This window comes from Fulvivirga lutea (assembly GCF_017068455.1).
Classification (GTDB): Bacteria; Bacteroidota; Bacteroidia; order Cytophagales; family Cyclobacteriaceae; genus Fulvivirga; species Fulvivirga lutea.
This window is the reverse complement of record NZ_CP070608.1, coordinates 1,903,365-1,927,300: the sequence shown is the minus strand read 5'-3', so window position 1 is coordinate 1,927,300 and position 23,936 is coordinate 1,903,365. Positions and strand designations below refer to the sequence as shown.

The window sequence follows — 23,936 nt, the reverse complement described above, 5'->3', positions numbered from 1 at the left end:
GTTTAAAAAAGTGTCTCTGTGGCCTTTATATAACTTTTTTCGTATGCACTATACAAATTCTTCCAATCAAAACACTCAGATAAGTCTTCCGATTTATTCCGCATATCTATTCTTGCTCTGCTACTGTTTTGTATAAAGTTGAGCATAATATTGCATAAGGCTTCAGCCGATTCGTCAAAACTTTTATTGGCTCTTTTAACAATGAAAATGCCGTGCTTTTCATCTCCGATATCTACGTTTTTCATATAATCTCCAAAGCCCGATAAATCAGAGGTAACAGCTGCTACACCTCGTGCCAAACATTCTAATGGTGTATAACCCCAGGGCTCATAATAACTCGGGAAAACCCCCAGATGGCAGGCGCGCACAAAATCATTATATTCCATTCCAAACAAGGGATTGGTACTGGAAATAAAATCAGGATGGTAGACAATCTTCACCTTATCATCTCTATGGTTCACCAGGTTTGATGTGCGCAAGAAGTTTAAAATTTCATCCTTTTCATCATCTACCAAATTGTGTGTAACAACAGGTGGTAGCTCATTTGTTTTCCACGATTGGATAATCCTGCGGTGCCTTAACTTCAAGTAATCATCTACCATATCATTTAAGTTGGGTAGTTTATGATCGCCCTGGCTCGAGGCCGACTGGCGGATAAGCCGCTGTTTAATTTGTTCTACGATAGATTCGCTATTCGCATGAATTTTATCCAGCATCGCACGAGCGTTCAGCACATCAGGGTTTATGGAATGCACCGGCTGCTTTGTTATAAAAAACATGACCACCGTAAATGGCGAATTCGATTCTTTTAATCGATGGTTAAGTCTGGCAAGTGCTTCTAATGTTAGATCATACCCTTTATTCAAATACTCGAACCTGCCGGAAGTAAAAAAGTAAAGTGTTTTACCCAAGTCAAATGAATAGCTCTGGAAGAAATGTCCCATCACAAATTGCTCCAGCAACTGCTTATACTCGTGATGCAGGTTTTGTACTTCGTGCAACACAGAAAAACGCTCGATATTCAGTCCGTTAGGTAGAATTAAATCAGGACTTCTGCCGAGCAAGTGCATACATTCCTTACCAGTAACCTCACTCACAGTAGTAAACACATGAGCACCATGAACGCATGCTCGTTCCAACTTCACGTTGGCCTCAATGTTAAAATACTGAGCTTCTTTGAGCCAGTCCATAAATGGAAGATGGTCATAAAATTGAGGGTCGTTCATGGCCAAATAGCGGCCAAGTAAAGTAGCATGCGTTGTAAAAACTGTTTGCAATGGCACCTGATCTCTCCGTAAATTGGGCAAGGCCGAAGCGGCCATCCACTCATGGAAATGCGCAATCGGTTTAACCTTATGTTTTAATGCTACTCTGGTAAGCTCCGACAAAAACAAATGCACCATGTACCCAAATGCAAGCACTTCATCCAACAGAGGGTCGTGCTTATTAAAATCAATCGAATGGTCTTGCCAGTAGTAATACTTTATATTTCCCAGCTCGTGAAAAACAGAATGGTAATTAAAGAGAATAGTTTTTGGTCTGCCAGATACCAGCCAAAAGCCACACCTAATATCCAACCCTTTTTCGCGGCAATTATTAATAGCTTCTTTTAAAATAGGATGTTCAAATTCAGATTCCTCGAAATCTGTGCTGGCTTCTTTCTTAGCATAAGGGCCTACTAAAACATAATTTTTACCCCACTTATTTACCATGGTTGGTACTTTGGAGCGTATCACTGTATAGATACCACCCACCTGATTACACACTTCCCAGGCGATTTCGGCAAGTAGATGTTCTTCTGTATTTAATGCAGCCTCTTTAGACATGAAATCCTGTTGTTTTTAAAACGAGCCAATAAATTAATTCAATTTAAGTGCTTCAGTAAGTTTAATTTCAAAAATTAACAGATTTAGTGTTAAAAAGATAGTGCGGCAGCCTAAATAAATATACTTTACGATTGGTGTTTAAACATAATAAGTGTTTTAATTTGAATACGCTTTGATATTATCAAGGCGATATCAATGTGATAAGATGGAAGAACAGAAGAAAGAAACCATACAGGAAGAGCCTAACTTTGAAGGTAATTACATAGAAAAGTTCAAAGGCGTTGAAGAGCAGGAGTTTTATCCGGGTGAGCTGATAAGCTGGAAACTGAAGAAACAATCGTTAAAAATATATGCACAGCATTCTGTGCTGCAATTGAGTATCATCGATCAATCGATATTAAAATTCAGGTACTCTAACGATGGCTATTTTGAAGATGACTTTTCGTATGCCATTGATCCTGAATATTCGTATGGCGATGCACGCTATAAATTTAAAGATCAGAAAGATTACATTCTGGTTCGCACTTCCGTGCTGAAGTGCTATATCTACAAAAAGAACTTTACCATCAAAATCTGTAATGACCAGGACCAGGTAATTATGGAAGATGAGAAAGGGTATCATTGGAAGGAAGAGAAAAAGTATGGTGGCGATGTGGTGATCACCACACTCAAATCATCGCCCGACTATAAATACTACAGCCTGGGCGATAAAACAGGGAAACTAAACCTTAACGGCACCAGAAGGGAACTTTGGGGTACCGATTGCTACGGCTATGGAAATGAGACCGACCCTGTTTATAAAAACATTCCGTTTTTTACCGGTTTAAAGGATGGGCTGGGCTATGGCATATTTCTGGATAGCTCTTTTAGAACTTTCTTTGATTTTGGTAAAGAAAGAAAAGAGGCCTTAAGTTTTTGGGCGCAAGGTGGCGAAATGAGATATTATTTCATCTACGGCCCTAACCTCGTTGATGTTGTAAAAGACTATACTGAGCTTACCGGGTTTTCACCGATGCCTCCAAAATGGGCTTTGGGCTATCATCAGAGTAAATGGAGCTATTATCCTGAAAGTACGGTTCGTGAGTTGGCCGATAACTTCCGGTCCAAAAAGATTCCTTGTGATGTGATCCATTTAGATATCGATTACATGGATGGGTACAGATGCTTTACGTGGGATGAGAAACGTTTTCCCAATCCTAAAAAGATGATTTCAGATCTGAAAAAAGATGGCTTCAAAACCATTGTCATTATAGATCCGGGGATAAAGATCGACCAGTATTATCCAGTATATCAGCAAGGTGTGCATCATAACTATTTTTGCACCAGAATGGATGGCGCCAGATTTAAAGGCAGCGTTTGGCCGGGGCCTTGTCACTTCCCTGATTTTACGAACCCCGAAGCACGAAATTGGTGGTCGGGTTTGTTTAGTGGCCTGGTGAGCGATGGTGTAGCTGGAGTTTGGAACGACATGAACGAACCGGCCGTATTTGAAGAAGGCTCTTTCCCGAGGGATGTGAGGCATCATTACGAAGGGCACCCATGCAGCCACAGAAAAGCGCATAACGTGTATGGTATGCAAATGGCGCGTGCTACCTATGAAGGCCTGGAGCGCTTCAATGGCAATGAAAGAAGCTTTACAATAAGCAGATCAGCTTTTGCAGGTATTCAGCGGTTCAGCTCAGTGTGGACAGGCGATAATATGGCCACCTGGGAGCATCTAAAAATTGCCAACATACAATGCCAGCGATTGGCAGCTTCAGGTATTTCCTTTGCCGGCTCAGATGTAGGTGGTTTTATTGGTTCGCCTGATGGTGAGCTCTACACCAGATGGATTCAATTAGCTACTTTCCACCCGTTCTTTAGAACTCACTCTTCAGGAGATCATGGCGATAAAGAACCGTGGCAATTTGATGATAAGTATTTAAGTATTGTGCGTAGGTTTATAGAGCTACGCTATGAGCTGATGCCGTATTTGTATACCACCTATTGGCAATATGCAGAGTTTGGCAACCCGATGCTGAAATCAATATCATTAGCTTATCAAAACGATACCGAGACGCTTAACAGAGAAGAAGAATTTCTTTTTGGCGACCATATATTGGTTTGTCCTGTTTCAGAGGAAGGAGCAACAAGCAGAAATATGTATTTACCGGAAGGTAAATGGGTAAATTTCTGGACGGATGAAGTAGTGATAGGGAAAACAGAAATAACTGTAAATGCACCGCTCGATCAGTTACCGCTATTTGTTAAAAGCGGGTCTGTTATTACCATGCAGCCGAAAATGCAGTATGTAGATGAGTTTGAACCCGAAGCACTGACACTTCATGTGTATGCCGCTGAAGCAACCACTACTACACTATTGTACGAAGATGATGGGCACAGCAAAGATTTTGAACGTGGATTAAGTACTATCAGGAAGTTTATTCAAAAAACTGATGGTGTTAACTTCTCCATCTCTCAAACTATGGAAGGTGATTACCAGGCACCCTACCAAAGTTTTGACATTGTGTTACATGCCTATAAAGGTGTTCCTAAAAGTATACTGGTAGATGAACAGCCCGTTCATTTCGAGCAGCAAAACAATAACATAAAGTTTACAGTGAGCAAGCAATTTACTATGATAAAATTTGAAACTTAGTTAATCAAAAATCCATCAACCTATGAAGATATTAATGATAGGTCCTTCAAAGTCTGATAGCCAAAATTATGGTTTAGGTCTGGCCACAGAAAACATTGCCAAACAGCTTGGCGCAAAAGCTGATCTTACCATTGTTTCACCAGTTCATGCTTCACAAATGGCTATGAGTAATGAAAGTGAACAGATTAATGTGGCGGTTGAAGAAACCCTATTAGATGCTAAATCGGTTGATGCTACTGCGGTACAAATCAATGTAGAAACGATATTAACGCCCTATTTTTATCATCCTACAAGAGAAGAAACTAAAACTGAAGTTACAGATGCTGCTGTAGAAATTCAGCAGGCATTAAAAATGTATAGTGAGTCTGTGGTTGAGCAAGTTGAAAATCTGGAATACGATGTAATCTATGCTCACGATTGGCTTTCTATTGGTGCTGCCCTTCAATTAAAGGCCAAATACAAAAAACCATTGATGTTACACATCCATGCACTTGATTATGACAGGGTAGGAAAAAAAACCGATTCGTGGATTTATAAACTTGAAAAAGAAGGGATGGATAAGGCTGATGTGGTGGTGGCTGTAAGTGACTACCATGCGAACATCATGCAAAGCATTTATAAAATTGATAAATCGAAAATAAAGGTTGTTCACCTGGCAAGCCAGAAGGTAGAGCCAGTAAATTATACATCTCCTTTTGCAGAAGACATCATACTGTTTGCCGGACGACTAAGTCAGCAAAAAGGCATTTTTATGTTTATTGAAATTGCAGCGGAGCTTGTTAATAACCATAACGACTTAAGGTTTGTTGTGTCGGGTAATGGCGAGCTATCGCAAGAGGTAGTAAGCAAGGTGAATGAAAAAGGCCTTGCCGGCCACTTCAATTTCACAGGTTTGTTGGAAAGAAATGCCCTGCATGCCCTAATGAGGGAGAGTAAAGTATTGGTGATGCCCTCCATATCAGAGCCTTTTGGACTGGTAGCTATGGAAGCAGCTATTAATGAGCTGCCAATTATTATTAGTGGGAATAGTGGTGCAAAAGAGGTTTTAAAAGGAGCATTAATTCCTGAAAAAGAAACTGTAGCCTCCTATATAAAACTGATAGAAAAAGTATTGTCTGGCAAAGAGGTTATAACCAAAGGTGTTGCTCAGAATAAAGAAGCAGCTTCAAAAAGAACGTGGGAGATGGTTGGCAAAGAGATTTTTCAAATCTTAACTGCTTAATATGAATAACTATCAGGTTCTTCATTATCATTTTACTGTGCCAACAAAAGAAATTTCCTTTCTGGAAGTTAGTAATGAAGGAAATTTAATAGAGGAGATTAATATCCCCGATGCCATTAAGGAAGCGTTGGAACACAGCCTTCATTCTTTGTTAGATTTCTTAAAGAATAAAAATGAAGTGTTGGCATACTTCAGTGCTTCCTTTCTGGAAGTGTTGGAAAAAGAATATCCTGCTGAGTTAGAGAAGATTAAAGGCCACGTTGATAGTGGGAAAATTGAGTTAGTAGCTTCATGTGCGTATCATTCTTTCAGCTATTTATGCCACGCAGAGCTTTTTAAAAAGGAAGTTGAATTTCATAAAAATGCTTACAAAAAGCATTTCAATAAAGCGGCTGAGTTATTCATTAATACTGCAGGCTTATTTAATGATCAGCTTATTAATCATCTAAGTGATCAAGGCTTTAAAGGACTGATTGCCCCGGCCAATAGCTGGCACTTGAATGGTGTAAAATCATCTGATAGCTATCAAACTATTGGCGAAAAACCTATGAAAATTCTCCTTTCCAATGGTGATAGCAGTAGCAGCACTTATGTTGGTTTAGTGAATGGCTTTGGAAGTGGCTATGATGACAAAGAATTACTTTCATTATCCATTAAAGGGTTAAAAAAGATACTTTCCAGTACCACTAAAAAGGGCGAATATTCAGCAAGTATGCCATTGAACTCGCCAGAATGGTCACAGCCATTAGCACAGTATTTATCAGGTTCTTTACAAAAAGCACTTTTGGATGAATGTAAAAGGTTAATCAATAAGACACACGATCAGCTATCGGATGAAGACTGGAAAGTGATCATGCTTATTTGCCAGCCTGATAAATTGCTCCAGCTCAATACTAACTTATCAAGCGATGGATTTCAGCATTTCATTAATTGCATGAATCTGCTTACTGCGATTGGGTTGAGGTACAGATAATCCGTTTTGCGATGAGTCAGCGCAATGAATAAAGAAGTATTGTTACTAATTAGGGGACTGCCGCGTCCCATAGTCCTCGCAGTGACGTAATAATTTAGTTTATCTTTCTAAAACAAAGGCTGCCCTGTTTACCGCATAAATAGCAAGGTAGTTTTCCCCATTTTCCTCAAAACTTTCGTGCACAACTTTTTCATCTACGCGACCGTGCCCACCAAATTTCTTATCATCGGAGTTAAGCACGTATTTGTACTTTCCTTTCTTTGGTACCCAAAATTTATAGTCAGGAATTGAATTGGAAGGACTAAAATTAAAAATGAAGATGAGGTTGGCGCGCTCAAATATCAAAACCTGATTTGTTTCATCCATGTTTATTAGTTGAGCAGCAGGTGCGGCCAGTACTATCTTTTTATCCAACAGTTTTATCATCGCTTTGTCAAAGTCATTAAGGTAGATGTACTTCAGTTTCTTATTATCTACCAAAGACCATTGTCTACGTGCATACTTGTAGCTCCAATCATTACCCTCACGAGGGAAATCAAGCCACTCAGGGTGGCCAAATTCATTACCAAAGAAGTTTAAATAACCCTCGCCCCCAGCAGAGGCCGTCACTAATCGGATCATTTTATGCATGGCTATCCCACGATCGATCACAAGGTTATCATCGTCCTTACTCATATGCCAGTACATCTCTTTGTCCATGAGCCAAAAGGCTATGGTTTTATCACCTACCATGGCCTGGTCGTGCGACTCAGCATAAGCAATAGTTTTTTCTTTATATCTTCTGTTACTCAACACATTCCAAATTTCATCCATTTTCCAGTCTTCATCAGCTTTATGCTTTAGCAACTTAATCCATGAATCGGGAATACCCATCCCCAAGCGATAATCGAATCCCAATCCCCCCGCTTCTATTGGCTGGCACATACCCGGCATTCCACTCATATCTTCAGCTATGAGTATACAATCCGGTTTAACACTTTTTGCTACAGTAGAAGCCAGCTGCAGATAGCGTACTGAATCCCAGTCGACACCATCCTTGAAATATTTATCATAATGATCGAACCCGACACCATTTCCGTGATGGTGATAGAGAATACTTGTCACCCCATCGAAACGAAAGCCATCGAAATGGAATTCTTCCAACCAATAGCGCACATTAGAAAGTAAAAATCGCTCTACCTCCTCTTTGCCATAATCGAAAAGTTTTGAATCCCAGCCTTCATGATAGCCCTTACCTCCTTCATGAAAATACTGATGACCACTACCATCAAAATTATTCAACCCTTCAGCTTCATTTTTCACCGCATGAGAATGCACAATATCCATGATTACCGCTATACCCATATTATGGGCAGTATTTATTAATGATTTCAACTCATCGGGTGTGCCGAAACGCGATGAGGGTGCGAAGAAATTAGAAACATGGTAGCCAAACGAACCATAATAGGGATGCTCTGCGACTGCCATTAGCTGAATGCAGTTGTAGCCCAAAGCTTTTACCCGAGGCAGAACTTCTTTTTCAAATTCGGCATACGTGCCCACTCCCTCCTTCTCTTGAGCCATTCCTGTGTGACACTCGTAAATAAGTGGTGCTCCAATTTTTTTAAGGTTAAACTTCTGATCTGTCCATTGGAATTCTTCTGCTGGATGCCATAAGCATGCAGTGAAATCGTGTGTTTCAGGGTTTTGAACCGCATATTTAGTATAGGCAGGTATTTTATCTGCGAACCCGTGATCCGACTCTACCTTTACCTTTACTTGTGAAAGGTGCTTAAGCCCATCCTTTTCAGAAATAAATAATTCCCAAATACCATTTCCGACATTTGATAGTGGATGCTTACTTGCATCCCATTTGTTAAAATCACCAATAAGGCTTAGTGACTTAGCGGCAGGCGCCCACTCACGATAATGCCAACCCTTTAATTTTTTATCATAGTTGAAACCCAGTTCTTTATGTCTTAAGGCATAATTCTGGATGGATCCGTAATTTTTATCTATTTCGGCAGTTCGCTGTAGAAAATAGTCAAGGCGAGTTTGAAGGTTAGCTTCGTAAGGTTGTAACCATGGATCATCTTCAACGAGTTGTAGCATATATTTTTCAGGTAAGTTCTTCAGTTTGATAAGGTAACAAAAACTAACCTTCAATGATAGCTACTGCCAATAAATTATGGCAGGTATTTGTTAATTGAGCATTTTAAATTGAATATCTACTGAGCTAAAAGTCAACTTTTAAACTCTTTTATCAACTTATTCATTTTGGATTTTCCGATAAGTTCATCCAATTCATTTAATAGATTATCAGCATCTTTCACTGATTTGCGCATTTCACCCATTTCTACTTTACCGTGAGATTCATACTTTGACAAGATGTATTGAATGGTTATCAAGTCAGTATCTACCGCAGGTTGGTAGGCCTCCAAATCATTTTTGGTTGTCACTGATAATACACCACAATTAATTAGCTTACCAAGAACCTCATAAAGCAGTTGAGCAGGTACCTTCACATGCTCATTGACTTCCTGCAAATTTAAAGCAGGTTTTCCCTTTCTGAAGTTGTCAATAATGACAATGCACGCTGCAATTGCTACCTTCTTTTTAAAACGTAGACTAAATCCTTCAGCTTTAATATTGCTTTCGTAATTATCTATATTCTGTATTGAATAGGCTATTTCTGAACCAAACAATACAATAATCCAGCTTGTTTGCAGCCATAAAAGAAAAAGCGGTAATGCTGCAAAGCTTCCATAAATAGCATTATATCTCGACACACCTATTCCAGCTTTAAAGAGAAGTATCTCAAAAAATTGAAATATAGTACCGGCTACAATTCCTGATATCACAGCGGCCTTAAAACTGACTTTCGTATTTGGCATTATCATATACAACAATGTAAAGAGCAGCCAAATCAGTGCGAAAGGCAATATTCTTAACGTTGGCAAAATCAACCCTTTAAAGGTACCTAGCAACTTTATTTGTTCTGTTAACTCAGTAATTTGAGTGGCTAAATAGGTGGTTATTCCATTGGCAACAATAATCAGTATAAAACCAAAAATCATTACTGTAATATAATCAGTGAGCTTTCTGGTTAAGTCCCTTGCCTGATGCACATACCATATATCATTGAATGACTCTTCAATGTTACTTAGCAACTTCATTACAGAATAAAAAAGGAAGACTACACCAAACCCCGCTACTAAACCTCCACTAGTGGAATCCAGCAGGTTATGGGCAAAGTTCAGACTTTGTTGAAATACCTGTTCCTGCCCTTCGAAGTTTTCCAGAAGCTGGTCTTCTAGTACTTTATCCAAACCAAACCCTTTAGCTAAAGCAAATGCAATGGCCAAAAGTGGCACAAATGATAGTAATGAGAAGTAAGTAAGAGCAGAAGCCCTCAGAGCAATCTTATCTTCCTGAACACCTTTAGCAGCAAGAATAGTTACCTTAATTGTTTTGTATAAAAAGCGCTTAGAGGAAGAAATGGATTTGAAATCAACCTCCCAGATATCTTTTTTGAAAAAATTGATTAGCCTTTGAATTGCACCCTTGTTCATATAGCTAATTTACAATGTAAACTTTATGATTATCAATTTAATTTATGGCTAATAATTTCTCTACATTCTAGACATTGAGAAAGTGTTTTTTACTCCTTATCCTTAGATTCTTCAGCCTTTATATCAGAGAATTTGTTCGTGTTCCTATCAGTGTGTTCCTCTCGCTTCCTGCGTATAAGGTACATAACACCCATTATTACGATTAAAGGAATCAAGACATAGAGAGCAATAATTGTGATATTCATTTTATATTATTTATTATGTAATACTTGAATTCTAAAAAATACGACTTTATTGGTTAAAAATCATTATTAAATGAATCTGTTATTAAACCTTAATTATTGAAATGCTTGAACGCTTAAAAATATCTGCATTGGGTTATTGGGACTCTTTGATTGAACTTTTACCTGACCTCATACTTGCTTCCATTTGGCTGATAATGTTTACTGTGATAGGCATGTTATTGAGAAGCATTATTAGAAAAAGATTACTAAGGAATAGTAATGACCCACTCATCAGGAATTTTATTGGTCGAATAGTTCTTCTGCTAATGATAATTTTTGGTGTAATTATTTTTCTAAATCAAATTGGTTTAGGCAATGCAGCAGGTGGGCTGTTGGCAGGTGCAGGAGTATCTGCAATAATTCTGGGATTTGCCTTTAAAGATATTGGAGAAAATTTTTTAGCGGGTTTTTTTCTCGCTTTTAGCAGGCCATTTAAAATTGGTGACGTTATTGAAATTCAAAATTTACAGGGCACCGTTAATTCACTGAGCTTTAGAAACACACATATCAGAACTTTTGATGGTAAGGATATTTATATACCTAATGCAACACTGATTAAACAACCTTTAATTAATTACACCAGAGATGGTTTACAACGGTTCGACTTTCTTGTGGGCATAGCTTATGAAGAAAATATTCTAGCCGTGACTCAATTAATTTCACAGACATTAGATAAAATAGAAGAAATAAAACATGATACTGACTTATCACCATTTCTTGAACTGGAGGCCTTTGGGAGTAGCACAGTGAATATCAGAATATATTATTGGATTAATTCGTACAATTTCACCGAACCGCTTGCCATACTCAAAACAAAAGTAATGTATGAAATACTTAAGGCTCTTTCGGATAATGAAATAAACCTACCCGCTACCATAACAGAGGTGAAAATTTATGAAGACCAAAAATCCATACCGTTAATAATTAAAAATTCATCAGAGGACAAGGTTGATTAGAATATCATCTCATCGATAAAAAATAGAACTGAACTTACTTAACACTCAATCATATTTGAGTGAATAATTAATTTAACTAAAAAAGCCTCAAGAGATCTTGAGGCTTTTTACTGTCCTATTTTTGATTTTATCAATTCAAATCAAATCGATCTAAGTTCATCACTTTGTTCCAGGCGGCCACGAAGTCTTTTAAAAACTTCGCTTTGCCGTCAACGGTGGCATAAACTTCTGCCAAGGCACGAAGTTCAGTATTCGAACCAAAAATTAAATCTACACGGGAACCGTGCCACTTAACTTTGCCTGATTTTCTATCCTTACCTTCAAACACCTCTTCAGATTTATCTTTTGGTGCCCAGGTTGTGTTGAGGTCTAATAAATTAACGAAGTAATCGTTAGTTAAAGCACCAGGTTTTTCAGTGAATACACCATGGTTAGAATTATCATAGTTGGTATTCAGCACACGCATACCACCCACTAGTGCAGTCATTTCCGGTGCTGTTAGTGTTAGTAATTGAGCTTTATCTATTAGCAGTTCTTCGGCTTTGGCTCCGTACTTTTTATTTTTATAATTTCTAAAGCCATCGGCCATAGGCTCTAGCACAGCAAAGTTTTCAATATCAGTTTGCTCTGCTGAAGCATCAGCACGACCTGGCGTAAACGGAACGCTTACTGACTGCCCAGCATCTTTCGCAGCTTTTTCAATGGCTGCACAGCCGCCAAGTACAATTAAATCTGCTAACGAAACTTGCTTATTGCCTGACTGTGCTCCATTAAACTCTTTCTGTATTCGCTCCAGAGTATCCAGTACTTTATTTAACTGGGCCGGGTTATTTACTTCCCATTGGTTTTGTGGTGCTAATCGTACTCTTCCTCCATTTGCGCCACCTCGTTTATCTGAACCTCTAAAAGTTGAGGCAGATGCCCAAGCTGTAGAAACAAGTTCTGAAACGGTTAAACCGGAGTCAATAATTTTACCTTTCAACGATGAAATATCTTTATCATCAATGAGGCTATGATTCACGGCAGGAATAGGATCTTGCCAGATTAAATCTTCTTTAGGTACTTCAGGACCCATATATCTTACTTTTGGCCCCATATCTCTGTGTGTTAATTTGAACCAAGCTCTCGCAAATGCATCAGCAAACTGATCAGGATTTTCATAAAACCTTCTGGAGATTTTTTCATATTCAGGATCAAATCGTAATGATAAGTCAGTAGTAAGCATAAAAGGTGCATGCTTTTTACTTGGGTCGTGCGCGTCTGGTACCAAACCTTCGCCAGCGCCACCTTTTGGTTTCCACTGATGTGCACCTGCCGGACTTTTTGTTAATTCCCACTCATAACCAAATAAGTTTTCGAAATAGTTGTTGCTCCATTTCGTTGGTGTAGTTGTCCATGCTCCTTCTAAACCACTGGTAATTGTATTTACACCATTACCTGAACCAAGTGTATTTTTCCAACCTGTACCTTGCTCTGCAATGGTAGCTGCTGCAGGTTCAGGGCCCACATATTTACCAGGATCACCGGCCCCGTGGGTTTTACCAAATGTATGTCCCCCGGCTATTAATGCAACCGTTTCTTCATCATTCATAGCCATTCTACCAAATGTTTCTCTGATATCGCGGGCAGCAGCCACAGGGTCAGGATTACCATTAGGGCCTTCCGGGTTCACATATATCAAACCCATTTGTACTGCTCCTAATGGATTTTCTAAAGTTCTGTCGCCAGTATAACGTTTATCTCCAAGCCACTCGCTTTCAGACCCCCAATACACATCTTCCTCCGGCTCCCAAACATCTTCTCTACCTCCGCCAAAACCAAACGTTTCAAAGCCCATTGACTCAAGAGCTACATTTCCGGTAAGGATCATTAAATCTGCCCAGGAAATTTTATTTCCATACTTCTGTTTGATTGGCCATAACAGCATCCTTGCTTTATCCAGATTGGCGTTATCAGGCCAGCTATTCAAAGGAGCAAAACGCAATGTACCTGCTCCAGCTCCTCCTCTACCATCTGCAATACGGTAAGTACCAGCACTGTGCCACGCCATTCTAATAAAAAACGGACCATAATGACCATAATCTGCCGGCCACCACTCTTTCGAGTCAGTCATCAAATCATGTAAGTCTTTTTTAACGGCATTCAAGTCTAGCTTTTTAAATTCTTCAGCATAGTTGAATGACTCATCCATAGGATTAGACAATTTAGAATGCTGCCTGAGGATATTTAACTTAAGTTGGTTGGGCCACCAATCTCGATTTGATGTTCCTGTGCCTGCTCCTTGATTCAAGGGCCCATTTAAGAATGGACATTTGCTAGCATCATTTACATCGTAACTTGAATGTGCTTTATTTTCCATGTTGTTTTAATTAAGGTTAGAAGTTTATTCTATGAGTAAATATGAGATAATTTTTATTTATAATAATTATCTATTTATAAGCTAAGCTTATAGCAAAGAAGTCTGTTTAAGTTACCCAAAAGCCTCCACTTAAAAAAGACTTACTTGGTAAGTAAAAGGTTAAATAACGCGTTGTTAATGTTGGGTTAACCAAATAAACTTGTAGCATCTTTTAATCAGGATTATTATCTTGTTCATTCTAATAGGAATGAATCATGAATCTCACCACTGAACAAAAAAATCATTTAGAAAGTCTACTCAAATCTGGAGATGAACTAGCTGCAGTTCGTTATCTGCAAAACACCTTGGGCTTATCAGCCGAAGAAGCATTAAAACTTACTGAGGAGTTAGATAGAACAGTAGAAGAATCTCCCGATTTAAAAATGCGTGAGTTTATGGCTAAATCCAGTGCCAAGGCCATGAAGGATAGTAAGGTAAGCAAATGGGTAGGTGGCATCTTTCTTTTCTTTGGTTTGATAATGCTAGGTGTAGCAGTTTATATCTTTTATACAAACTACAAATTTGCAGAAACGGCCGTACCTGTAATTGGTAAAGTAATTGACCATGATACCTATTACAGCTCTGACGATGATGGAAACAGAACCTTAATGTATAGTAGTATTTTTGAGTACAACTATAATAATCAAACTTATACCCATACCAGTGATGTGGGATCTTCCAGCCCGGACTATGAAATAGGAGAAGAGGCAGAAATATTAATCGATCCTAAATTTCCTGGTAAGGCCTTGGTAAACACCTTCTGGGATCGTTGGTTTTCGATTGTTATTATAGGCTTTTTCGGAGTTACCTTTAGCGGTGCAGGTTATATGGTTTTGAGGTTGTTTTAATTACTTCCACAAGCCAAGAATCAGCCCCATAACTAAAAAGGAAAACACAAAGTACCCCGCATTAATAAAGAATAGCTTAGCCGACCTCCTTTCAAAGAGGTACAGAATACCAATGCTCATAGCTACCCAGCCAAACCCTGATAAAAACCCACCAATCAAACCCCATGTCCATTCTTCAAACCCACTAATAAATCCGGCCAGGTTAAATGCTATTATTAAAGAAAGGAGTAATGAACCACCAAAGATTTTCGCTTTATTACCACTTTGCACAAATTCAGGAGTAAAGCCGTTCTCTTTTGCCCATGCATTACCGAATAATATTGGTGAGTACCATAATCCACCAATCACGAACATGGAAAGTGCGGCTGCCACTACAGCTAAATAGTTAATGTCTACATTTTGCATATCAATTTTTATTTTCTAGTGTGAATAAACCCTTTTCTGTGTACCATTCTTTTATCCGATACGTGAATTTGCCAGCCATTACAGCTGGATCCTGATTACAGAGCTGTTCAGCCTCTGCGAAACTTGCCACATTTAAAATAAATAGTCCACCACCATCTTTGAATGGACCTGCCACCATTAGTCTACCACTTTCAGCCATGTGTTTAATATTAGCTAAATGCGCTAATTGAATACTGTCTAATTGTGACTTTTCATAAGCTGGCATATGAGTATTTGGCTGTAATTCCACATGGTAATACCGAACTATTTCGGATTGCGCCTGAACTTCGGAACAGGTGATTATTATGACAAATACCATCAATAGTAGAAATTCTGATCTCATAGAACCAATAAAGGAAGTTGTTCAATCGAGCTAGTTTAATTTACTGCGATACTCAATTATTATGATTTGAATTGCTGATTTATTGAATTAAAAACTGTCATTTAAGTTTAAGATTCCATTAATTTATCATGGATTCAGCACCAACGATATTCCATTGAGATTTGTAGTCATTTTATTATTTCTTTTTGTAAGAAACATCTCATCATCATTCTGTCAAGAGATATGCCTGCCGTTTGAAATCGGTAATGGCCTAACCTTCGCTACTTTAGATACTGTCTATATTTCAAAATCAACTGGTTTAGTTGATGAACGACAAAAGCCTATTTACCGAATTTACATGCATGTGCTGAATGAGGATAAATGGAGTGAGGCCATTGAAGTATCATTTTCTAATGGCAAATACACTGACTATCATCCGGAAATTTTCCAAGATAGCTTAATGATATTCATCTCCAGAAGACCTGAGCCAGGAACGAATGATCCTGTGCCGTATGGAAACTTATGGATGGTAATGAAATCAAATAATGCTTGGGGTGAACCACAATTTATTTCAGAACTCAATCACAAAGGGCATGACACCTACCCTACTTTAACTAAATCAGGCAGGCTTTACTTTAACTCTGACAGACCTGGTGGAAAAGGAAGTATGGATATTTATGTGAGTAATTATATGAATGGCAAGTTCAGTGACCCTACACCTCTGAATGCATTGAATACTACGGATAGTGAAAATGACTTAGTCATCGATCCTGATGAGAAATTTATCATTTTCAATCGTTACTCTTTCGAAACAGGGGAATTGGATTTATTTATTTCTTTCAATGAAGAAGGCAACTGGAGTGAGGCTCAGCCATTAACTCAAATCAATGAAAAAGGGGTGTTTGAACTTACTCCTACTCTTTCTACTGATAAAAAGTATTTTTATTATGAAGTAGAAGGACGTGTTCACTGTTTATTGCTTGAAACAATTCTCAAAAAATCATAAAGCGTTCCTTAATTCTCAATACATCAAAATTTATAGTATCCAATTCAAATTAATGTAAGTTAAAAGCCTGTGCACATAGCTTGAAGATATAATCGCTCATTCTTATACAATGAGATGCCTATTTCTACTAGTTATCATTTGTACCTTAGTTTCAAGCTGTCAGAATGAGCGAAAAGAAAGTACTGCTGAAATTTCTACTACTCAGTGCACTCCAAGTGAAATTTATGATTGTTTTATTTCCGATTCTATCTGGTTTGAGACTTACAGGCATATAAATAATAAGTTAACACGACCCCTACTTATAAATTCCTATAAAGCAGTAAATGAAAAAACGGGTTTAGACAACCGCGATTTGGCTCTATTATTTTTTTGTGCCTCTAATCTGGATAGTACGGGTTTTAATGCACCTAATTTTCAATTGAGATACCCCTTTGCCAACAGACTTCATATAACCGGACAGTTTAAAAAACTGGTAGAGGAGGGCCTTCTTGAATATGAAGATGCCCGATTCCATATTTCCGAAAAAGGTAAAAAAGTAATTCATGAAATTACTTCCTCAATTGCCCGTCAACAGATTGCTGAAATTAAACCTGAGGAGGTTGAGATAATCAATCACATTTTCGACCAAATCAGCAATTCAGATGAACTCGAGAATTTCCCTTCACCATTAGAACGAAAAAAATCATTACTATCATCTAAAAGTGTTTCAAATTACCTCAGATTAGTACTGCTGATGGACGACCTGGTGGCTATGCGAAATGATGCAAGTCACTATAGAATAAAAAGGTTAAATAATGAATTATCCGATACCATCTCTGTTTCATTTCCTGCCACAGAAATTTTGGCTTCACTGAGTTCAAAAGACTTCGTTTATTCAGACTACTCGAGCAGGCCAACATGGGGGCATTCTAAAGAAGAAACCAACCTATTTGAAGAAGAACTGATCGCACTGAATCTTGCTGCCAGAAAACATAATGGGGCACTGGAAATAACAGAATTAGGTCAAGCACTACAGAGCAAATCCGCATTGAATACAGAAGTTACTTTTTATAGACCTTGGTTAAATATTGAGAAAGAAGCATTAGCAAATTACAAGTCGATTTTACTGAAGCTGAAGAATTAAAAGTTTACAATTCTGATTATTCAGGGTTGTTGTTTGAGATGGCTCAGGCCGTGGTTGGCCTGGGCCTTTTTTATTTTATTACTTCCATATTTGTCCCCCGCTGGCGGGCTTAGGGGTGGATTTTGTAGATTTATGGCATGAACTCATCCACAAACCACTACTACAACAAAAACCTAAAAGTTAATGCACAAAAGTTGCGCTCAAACATGACGAAGGCAGAAGCCTGCTTGTGGAAATATGTTCTTAGGGCAGGCGGAATGAAGGGTTTTACCTTTAGGAGACAGCGTCCTGTTCTTCAATACATAGCAGATTTCATGTGCAAAGAACTTAAGTTAATTATAGAAGTAGATGGAATTACCCACACTTTTGAAGAAGTAGCAAAGAGAGACGAAATCCGACAAGCCAATTTAGAAAAGGCTGGATTTACCGTAATTCGATTTGCGGATGAAGAGGTGTTAAAACATATTAACTCTGTTCAATGGACAATTGAACAGCAAGTTGTTCGATTAATGAACGAACATGATGTTATTCCAAAAACAAGAAAAAGAAATTTACCACCCCCTACCCCCGCCAGCGGGGGATAATTTAAGCTCAAAAATAAAAATGCATTATAATTTGGAATATGCAGGATTTTATTCACCTGTTCCCAAAGAAGTAAGTGCCGACAATGCCTTCAGTCTCATAGTATATGGCACAAAAATATGATCATGATGAAATGCTACTACAATGTTGCAGGGAATACACAATGCATCGAGCACAAATGAAATTTTACGGGTAATTCCTGTTTCTGATAAGTTGGTAGTTGTAGGCAAGTAATCCAAGCAAATTTTTGAGTACCCAACTCCAATTCCATCTCAGGTTTGAGTTGACTATATTCAATAATGATAGTCAGACCTTACTCTTCTTTAAACTGCATGACGGGTTCTATGCCATCTGGAACTTGATCTACATCACATTTACAAAAAACGAATATGCCTTGATTAATTTTAAAATCTAATGTTTTCATTCATTTCCAATAGTAAACGAATAAAGTGTTCCATTCGAATTACCATAGATAAGCTGACCGTCATGCTTTAAGCCTTCTCCGGCAAATGCACCTAGAAGCAATAATAATTTTTCGGCCGCAGCTATGTTGCTACCGTACAACTGTAGCATATCTTTTCTAAAATAACCTTGTTCATTATAAATCAACGAATAATTTTCTTTGCTCGTTTGAGTTTGAAATACCACTTGAGAATCTCCCGTACTTGTATTTACCTGAATCACTTTTCCATCAAATGTTGTGAAATAAGCATTAGATTCAGCTGCAATTCCCTGCCCATAAATGCGCATAGTAGTAGTTGCAGACCAATTTTCTTTTAACGTATTTTTGTCAACTGACCTTACTTTTTGTGAGTCAGAAGTGCCAAATAAGAGATTGTTGCCAACTAGCACAGGAGCAGCAATTATCCAGCTTCCAGGCTCAAAAAACTCCGCATCCTTTGCTCCGGTTGTCTTATTAATTTTGTAAAGGAAATTTCCACGACAAGTCACATACACCCAATCAACATCAACCAGTGCCTTTTTCTGAATTTCACCATTGGGATAATTAGTGCTTCCTGCAGTATCAAACTTCCAGTTTAGTTCACCTGTGCTTTTATTCAAAGAATAAAGAAAGCCATCAAAACTGCCTATGAACAAACTACTGCCATCAATAACCGGAGTCGCATGTATGGCATCTACTGTTTTAAACGACCATATTATACGCCCATCACTTGCTGAAACGCATGTTACATTTCCATCTCCCAGCCCTACATAAAGCCGGTCATTTTCAATAAGCGGTGATGACAAATAGTAATCCCACAAATCATATTTCTTTTCTTCACCTAATTTCTTCTCCCAAATTATTGTGCCCTTTTTCGGGTTGATGGCATATAATATACCTTCACCGGTATTAATATAAACAGCTTTATTAGAAACTGCTGGTGTGGACTTGATCGATCCTGACAAGTTCACTTGCCAACGTTCTTCACCAGCCTGAGAAAGAGCATAAAACTCACCGCCTTCATTTCCAAAATAGATAGAACTTCCATCTGTTGCCGCACCGCCATAAATGGAGCTATAAGTATTGAATTTCCAACTTGGCTCTAATTGAGCGAATAGTGTTGTTGATAATAGGGCTAATGATAAAATGCCCACAAAAGTTTTAGCGTTGATATACATGATAAAAATCTTTACCTATTTTAAATGAATTGTCTTGTGGCTGCCACACCAAATAAAATCGAGTGGTGGCGGTTACAGTCTGGTTGTTTTGTTTAAATCTCAGTCTGGATACACCTATTTGATGACACTCTTCCCCCACCCAGTTTAATTCATGCGTTTCCAACTCCCAGCTAACGTGCTTGCCTTCTAATGACTTCCAATAATTATCAATGGCTGCTCTTCCTTCTACATCATTGCCATTAGGCCCATATAATTTTGCATTATCTGCATAAAATGAAGCTACTTTTAACATATCTCCGGAATTAAAAGCCTCCTCCATCGCCACATTTAAGTTTTCAATAATTTCATTTTTATCTACATACTTTTCATGATCACTTAAATAATGGAAGATGTTTAGTGCGAATTGCAAATTCTGCGGTGCGTGCGGGCTGTTGAATCCAACTTTAAATTGGTCATTCACAATTTGAGCGGTGATCATGGCAGCTTCGCCTAACGCCACAACCTTGCCCTTACCAAAATTGAAATAGGCACCTTGCTGCCATCCTTTGGAGTTGTACTTTTTAGTTTTTTCATTAAACCGCCAGGCTGTATCTGGCATAAGCACTTCGTGAGAATCATCAAATGCAAAGATAATAGTGGCATCCTTAGGAGCTTTGAATGCAGACCCTGTAAATGATGCGAGCTTTGTGATAGTCTCAAAATCTTCCTTACGCTTAGTTATTTCCGTTTCTTTTAAAGTACCACTCTCCAAACTAAAAGTGCTTGGTGGCCAATGCTGACCAGGTTTTATTACAAAACCATTATTCCATTCTATCCCCAACTTTGCGCCAAGGTCTTCTGCGGCTCCACCATAAGGCATATGATCCGCCACTAGTAAAAGTCTTCCACCATCTTTCACCCAATTAACCAACACATCCATCTCTTTTTCAGTAAAAGCCGAAGGATTAGGCACCACCCAATTACCAATATCAGATGAATGTAATGCATTAGCTATTACATAAATATCTGTGGATTTAAGTACTTCATCAGATATTGCCGATTCATTTGCTTTCACCTGATAACCATCTTTTTCCAAAGCCGTTACCAGAACTGACAGACCCCCATCCTTTTTATGCAGGTTATTGTGGCCTTCATCTATTGTAATAACCGGGCCTTCATTGGCTTGATATGCAGCCTTTACTAATTCAAAGGTAAAATCTGTGTCAGCCACCGGTTGCCCAAATGTAACATGGCCTAAAATTAGTATCAACAATGGAAGTGATCTGATAATAAACTGTTTCATTGAACTGTTATTTTTGAATTATGAACACATAACTAGGCCAATTCATATCTCTAAACATGTTTTTCGCCTAACTCATTTTCAATTAACTAAAAAATTAGTTTATTGATTTACATAAATCCCTTTTTTGATCAATTAGTCTGAATAATTGATGCGAAAGGTGCATATTATGATTTGAAATAAACGAATTAAACAGCCGTGTTTTAGAATTTTGAACAATGAAGCCATTTAAAATCATTGGTATCATTTGGAGTGGCACAAAACTCATCTCCATCTTTAGTGTAATGCTGTGGCTAAAATCCATTGGCGTTGAGCGTTCCATTATACGTGTGGCATCATCTCAAATTGGCAGCTGGCTATTAGGCCTTGTGTTTCTCTATTTCATAATCAATCTGCTCTTAAAAAAAGATTTACTCAGAAAATACTGGGTATATCATCTAAGAATTAACCTTCTGGGTATTGTCGTTTTTACTTTGCTTATGTCTGTATTTCCAATTTTAATGGAATACATATATAATAAACCCAAGCTACCTGAGCTATGGGAAATGTACCTGGCTAACCTGCCAAGTTTTTTTAGGGAAAGCTTTTTAACTTATAATTTTCTTATTGGCATTACCTATGGTTTAATTTATTATGATTCCAGGAAACAGGAAGAAGTCAAACGAGAGAAAGTAGAAAAGCAGCTACTTGAAACTCGCATGTTATATCTCAAATCTCAATTGCGGCCTCACTTTCTTTTTAACTCACTGAATGCCATTAGCTCATTGATAGATGAAGACAGTAAAAAAGCCCAGTCGATGCTGGTAGATTTGAGTGAATTACTCCGTAGCGTGTTGGAATTTGACAGTCGAAACAAAATTTCTTTACAAGAAGAGCTAAATATTCTTGAAAAATATATTCAGATTGAAATCACGCGCTTTTCTGACTCATTGATCATTAAAAAAAACATTTCTAATGACCATCTGACATGCCTAATTCCTTCATTTATTCTTCAACCCCTTGTTGAAAATTCCATTAAACATGGCTTCACAGAAAACAAGTTGGAAATTATCATTTCAACTGAATTAATCGATGAAACTCTTTGCATCAAAGTTTCTGATAATGGCTCGGGTTTGACTGAAAATTGGAAGTATGGCACGGGACTGTCCAATATAATTACCAGAATTAGCGAAACGTACGGTGAGAAATACGCATTTAAAATTTATAACAACACCAATCAACCAGGTCTGACTAATGAAATAATTTTACCAGCAGAAAAATGATCAAAGTAGGAATAATAGACGATGAACCGCTTGCACGTAAAAGAGTTAAGAAACTAGTAAAACAGCGTTTCGATATTGAAATCTCTTTTGAATGTGGTAATGTTGAAAGTGCTATTTCGAATATTGATGAGCTTAAACCAGATATTATATTTTTAGACATACAAATGAAGTCAAAGAATGGCTTCGATGTTCTCGATAAAATAAATTTCATACCCATTATTATTTTCATTACCGCCTACGACAAGTATGCAGTACGCGCCTTTGAGTATACGGCATTCGATTACCTGATGAAACCATTCAAAGAAGAGCGCTTTTTCTCTGTGTTAAATCGTGCCATTAGCCTGGTTCATACACGAAATATGGAAGCTGATCAACGACAAATCAGAGAACTACTTCAATTAATGTCGCATCAATCTGACCACAAGGCTGGCCTGTATAAAACATCTATCCCAATTAAACTCGCTGACAAAACCTATTTCATTCCTTGCGAAAGTATTGAGTACATCAAAGCTTCAGGATATTATGCTGAAATTATTGAAAGTGGCAAAAAGCACATTTTAAGACAATCACTCACTGAACTCATAAAAATCTTAGACCCATCAAAATTTATTAGGATACATCGATCATCCATCATAAACACTTCATTTTTAAAAGAAATTGTAAGTGTTGGCTTTGGAGATGTTGAAATAAAGATGGATGACAATACTACGCACCGGGTAAGTAAAACCTATAAAGAAGAGCTTTTCAAGCTGATGGGTATGAATTAAAACCAAATTGTAATCACGATGAAGCTACTTACTGCCTCCTTACTATTCTTCATATCAGTAACTATATCACTAGGGCAACCAAATAAAAAACCCGATATACTCATACTTGGAACCTACCATATGGCAACCACGACCAGTAATGTTGTAAACACTGAAATTGATGACATCAAAAACCCCGAGCGGCAAAAACAGCTTGATGAGTTGATCAATAAACTGGCTCAATACAAACCCACCAAAATTATGGTTGAAAGCCGATCGTACAATCAAGAAAAACTAGATAAAAAACTGGCTGATTACCTGGCTGGTAACTATGAATTAACCAGAAACGAAACAGATCAAATTGGTCTTCGATTGGCTAAAAAGTTAAATATTCAAAAAATTTATGCTGTTGACAGAATAGATCCTTTACCTGTTGACTCAACATACAATTATGAAAAATTTGCAGAAAGCAGGCCTGAAGTAAAGGCTTATCTGAAAAAAATATACGAGGATCTGAAAAACGAAGTAGAAACTGATGTCACACATCTAAGAACGCTAACAGTTACTGAACAAATGATATTTTTAAATAGCCAAGAACATATTGCCAACGACCATCAACGCTATTTCCGATTATTAGACATTGTTGATGATGACATCTATGCCGGAGCCAATTACTTATCGTGGTGGTACGGTCGAAATCTTAAAATATTCACAAATATCAAACAGAAAATTGACTCCAATGAAGACAGAATTCTAGTGATTTATGGTAACGGGCATAACTATCTTCTCACTCAAATGGCAGAAGAATCAGGTATGTTTAATGTTGTAAGCCCAATGAAATATCTGAAGTAAGTGG

The 23,936-nt window shown here is 37.9% G+C and carries 20 protein-coding genes; 11 read left to right on the top strand and 9 right to left on the bottom strand.

Going from position 1 to position 23,936, the window contains the following annotated elements; translation table 11 throughout:
• Positions 1 to 2 precede the first annotated feature (2 nt).
• Complete coding sequence (locus JR347_RS08775; protein WP_205723677.1) at positions 3 to 1,826, bottom strand: glycosyltransferase; 1,824 nt, start codon at positions 1,824 to 1,826, stop codon at positions 3 to 5.
• Between the two features lie 205 nt (positions 1,827 to 2,031).
• Here JR347_RS08775 and JR347_RS08770 point away from each other — a divergent pair, with 205 nt between their 5' ends.
• Genes JR347_RS08770 through JR347_RS08760 form a run of 3 tightly spaced genes read left to right on the top strand, consistent with a single transcriptional unit; the run spans position 2,032 to position 6,659 of the window.
• Positions 2,032 to 4,464, top strand: coding sequence for a glycoside hydrolase family 31 protein (locus tag JR347_RS08770; protein ID WP_205723676.1), 2,433 nt, complete (start codon positions 2,032 to 2,034; stop codon positions 4,462 to 4,464).
• 22 nt (positions 4,465 to 4,486) lie between these two features.
• Complete coding sequence (locus JR347_RS08765; protein WP_205723675.1) at positions 4,487 to 5,686, top strand: glycosyltransferase family 4 protein; 1,200 nt, start codon at positions 4,487 to 4,489, stop codon at positions 5,684 to 5,686.
• 1 nt (position 5,687) lies between these two features.
• Positions 5,688 to 6,659 (top strand): polysaccharide deacetylase family protein, encoded by a 972-nt coding sequence (locus tag JR347_RS08760; RefSeq protein ID WP_205723674.1) that lies wholly within the window; start codon positions 5,688 to 5,690, stop codon positions 6,657 to 6,659.
• Between the two features lie 99 nt (positions 6,660 to 6,758).
• On the opposite strand, the gene JR347_RS08755 is transcribed toward JR347_RS08760, so the two are convergent.
• Together JR347_RS08755 and JR347_RS08750 are read right to left on the bottom strand one after the other, a co-directional pair.
• Positions 6,759 to 8,750, bottom strand: coding sequence for an alpha amylase C-terminal domain-containing protein (locus tag JR347_RS08755; RefSeq protein WP_205723673.1), 1,992 nt, complete (start codon positions 8,748 to 8,750; stop codon positions 6,759 to 6,761).
• Between the two features lie 131 nt (positions 8,751 to 8,881).
• Entirely contained in the window at positions 8,882 to 10,210 is a 1,329-nt protein-coding gene (locus tag JR347_RS08750; RefSeq protein ID WP_205723672.1) for a YihY/virulence factor BrkB family protein, read from the bottom strand.
• A 346-nt stretch (positions 10,211 to 10,556) separates the two neighbouring features.
• Between JR347_RS08750 and JR347_RS08745 the strand changes: the two genes are divergently transcribed.
• A complete protein-coding gene (locus tag JR347_RS08745; protein ID WP_205723671.1) occupies positions 10,557 to 11,450 on the top strand; it encodes a mechanosensitive ion channel family protein in 894 nt (297 codons plus the stop codon).
• Positions 11,451 to 11,580: 130 nt separating this feature from the next.
• Here the strand turns inward: JR347_RS08745 and katG are convergent, their stop codons facing one another.
• Entirely contained in the window at positions 11,581 to 13,809 is a 2,229-nt protein-coding gene (katG, locus tag JR347_RS08740) for a catalase/peroxidase HPI (RefSeq protein WP_205723670.1), read from the bottom strand.
• Positions 13,810 to 14,063: 254 nt separating this feature from the next.
• On the opposite strand from katG, the gene JR347_RS08735 reads away from it, so the two are divergent.
• A complete protein-coding gene (locus JR347_RS08735) occupies positions 14,064 to 14,696 on the top strand; it encodes a DUF3592 domain-containing protein (protein ID WP_205723669.1) in 633 nt (210 codons plus the stop codon).
• Here JR347_RS08735 and JR347_RS08730 read toward each other — a convergent pair whose 3' ends face one another.
• Positions 14,697 to 15,101, bottom strand: coding sequence for a DUF1761 domain-containing protein (locus JR347_RS08730; protein ID WP_205723668.1), 405 nt, complete (start codon positions 15,099 to 15,101; stop codon positions 14,697 to 14,699).
• A 1-nt stretch (position 15,102) separates the two neighbouring features.
• Positions 15,103 to 15,483, bottom strand: a complete 381-nt coding sequence (locus JR347_RS08725; RefSeq protein WP_205723667.1) for a YciI family protein — start codon at positions 15,481 to 15,483, stop codon at positions 15,103 to 15,105.
• 154 nt (positions 15,484 to 15,637) lie between these two features.
• Here JR347_RS08725 and JR347_RS08720 point away from each other — a divergent pair, with 154 nt between their 5' ends.
• From JR347_RS08720 to JR347_RS08710, 3 genes are all read left to right on the top strand, one after another.
• Positions 15,638 to 16,468: a TolB family protein gene (locus tag JR347_RS08720; RefSeq protein WP_205723666.1), complete on the top strand. Its 831-nt coding sequence runs from the start codon at positions 15,638 to 15,640 to the stop codon at positions 16,466 to 16,468.
• A 109-nt stretch (positions 16,469 to 16,577) separates the two neighbouring features.
• On the top strand, positions 16,578 to 17,591 hold the full coding sequence (locus JR347_RS08715; protein ID WP_205723665.1) for a hypothetical protein: 1,014 nt from the start codon (positions 16,578 to 16,580) through the stop codon (positions 17,589 to 17,591).
• Between the two features lie 137 nt (positions 17,592 to 17,728).
• Entirely contained in the window at positions 17,729 to 18,175 is a 447-nt protein-coding gene (locus JR347_RS08710) for an endonuclease domain-containing protein (RefSeq protein WP_205723664.1), read from the top strand.
• A gap of 48 nt (positions 18,176 to 18,223) precedes the next feature.
• On the opposite strand, the gene JR347_RS08705 is transcribed toward JR347_RS08710, so the two are convergent.
• From JR347_RS08705 to JR347_RS08695, 3 genes are all read right to left on the bottom strand, one after another.
• The gene (locus JR347_RS08705; RefSeq protein WP_205723663.1) at positions 18,224 to 18,412 is read right to left on the bottom strand and encodes a hypothetical protein; all 189 of its coding nucleotides are present in this window, start codon (positions 18,410 to 18,412) and stop codon (positions 18,224 to 18,226) included.
• A gap of 181 nt (positions 18,413 to 18,593) precedes the next feature.
• Positions 18,594 to 19,793 (bottom strand): outer membrane protein assembly factor BamB family protein, encoded by a 1,200-nt coding sequence (locus JR347_RS08700; protein WP_205723662.1) that lies wholly within the window; start codon positions 19,791 to 19,793, stop codon positions 18,594 to 18,596.
• Positions 19,777 to 21,075, bottom strand: a complete 1,299-nt coding sequence (locus JR347_RS08695; protein ID WP_205723661.1) for a DUF4350 domain-containing protein — start codon at positions 21,073 to 21,075, stop codon at positions 19,777 to 19,779. Before JR347_RS08695 ends, JR347_RS08700 begins: the two co-directional genes overlap by 17 nt.
• 215 nt (positions 21,076 to 21,290) lie before the next feature.
• On the opposite strand from JR347_RS08695, the gene JR347_RS08690 reads away from it, so the two are divergent.
• The 3 genes from JR347_RS08690 to JR347_RS08680 are packed head-to-tail and all read left to right on the top strand — an operon-like array spanning position 21,291 to position 23,932.
• Entirely contained in the window at positions 21,291 to 22,334 is a 1,044-nt protein-coding gene (locus JR347_RS08690; protein ID WP_205723660.1) for a sensor histidine kinase, read from the top strand.
• Positions 22,331 to 23,101, top strand: a complete 771-nt coding sequence (locus JR347_RS08685; RefSeq protein WP_205723659.1) for a LytR/AlgR family response regulator transcription factor — start codon at positions 22,331 to 22,333, stop codon at positions 23,099 to 23,101. Before JR347_RS08690 ends, JR347_RS08685 begins: the two co-directional genes overlap by 4 nt.
• Before the next feature lie 18 nt (positions 23,102 to 23,119).
• A complete protein-coding gene (locus tag JR347_RS08680; RefSeq protein ID WP_205723658.1) occupies positions 23,120 to 23,932 on the top strand; it encodes a DUF5694 domain-containing protein in 813 nt (270 codons plus the stop codon).
• Positions 23,933 to 23,936: the final 4 nt, after the last annotated feature.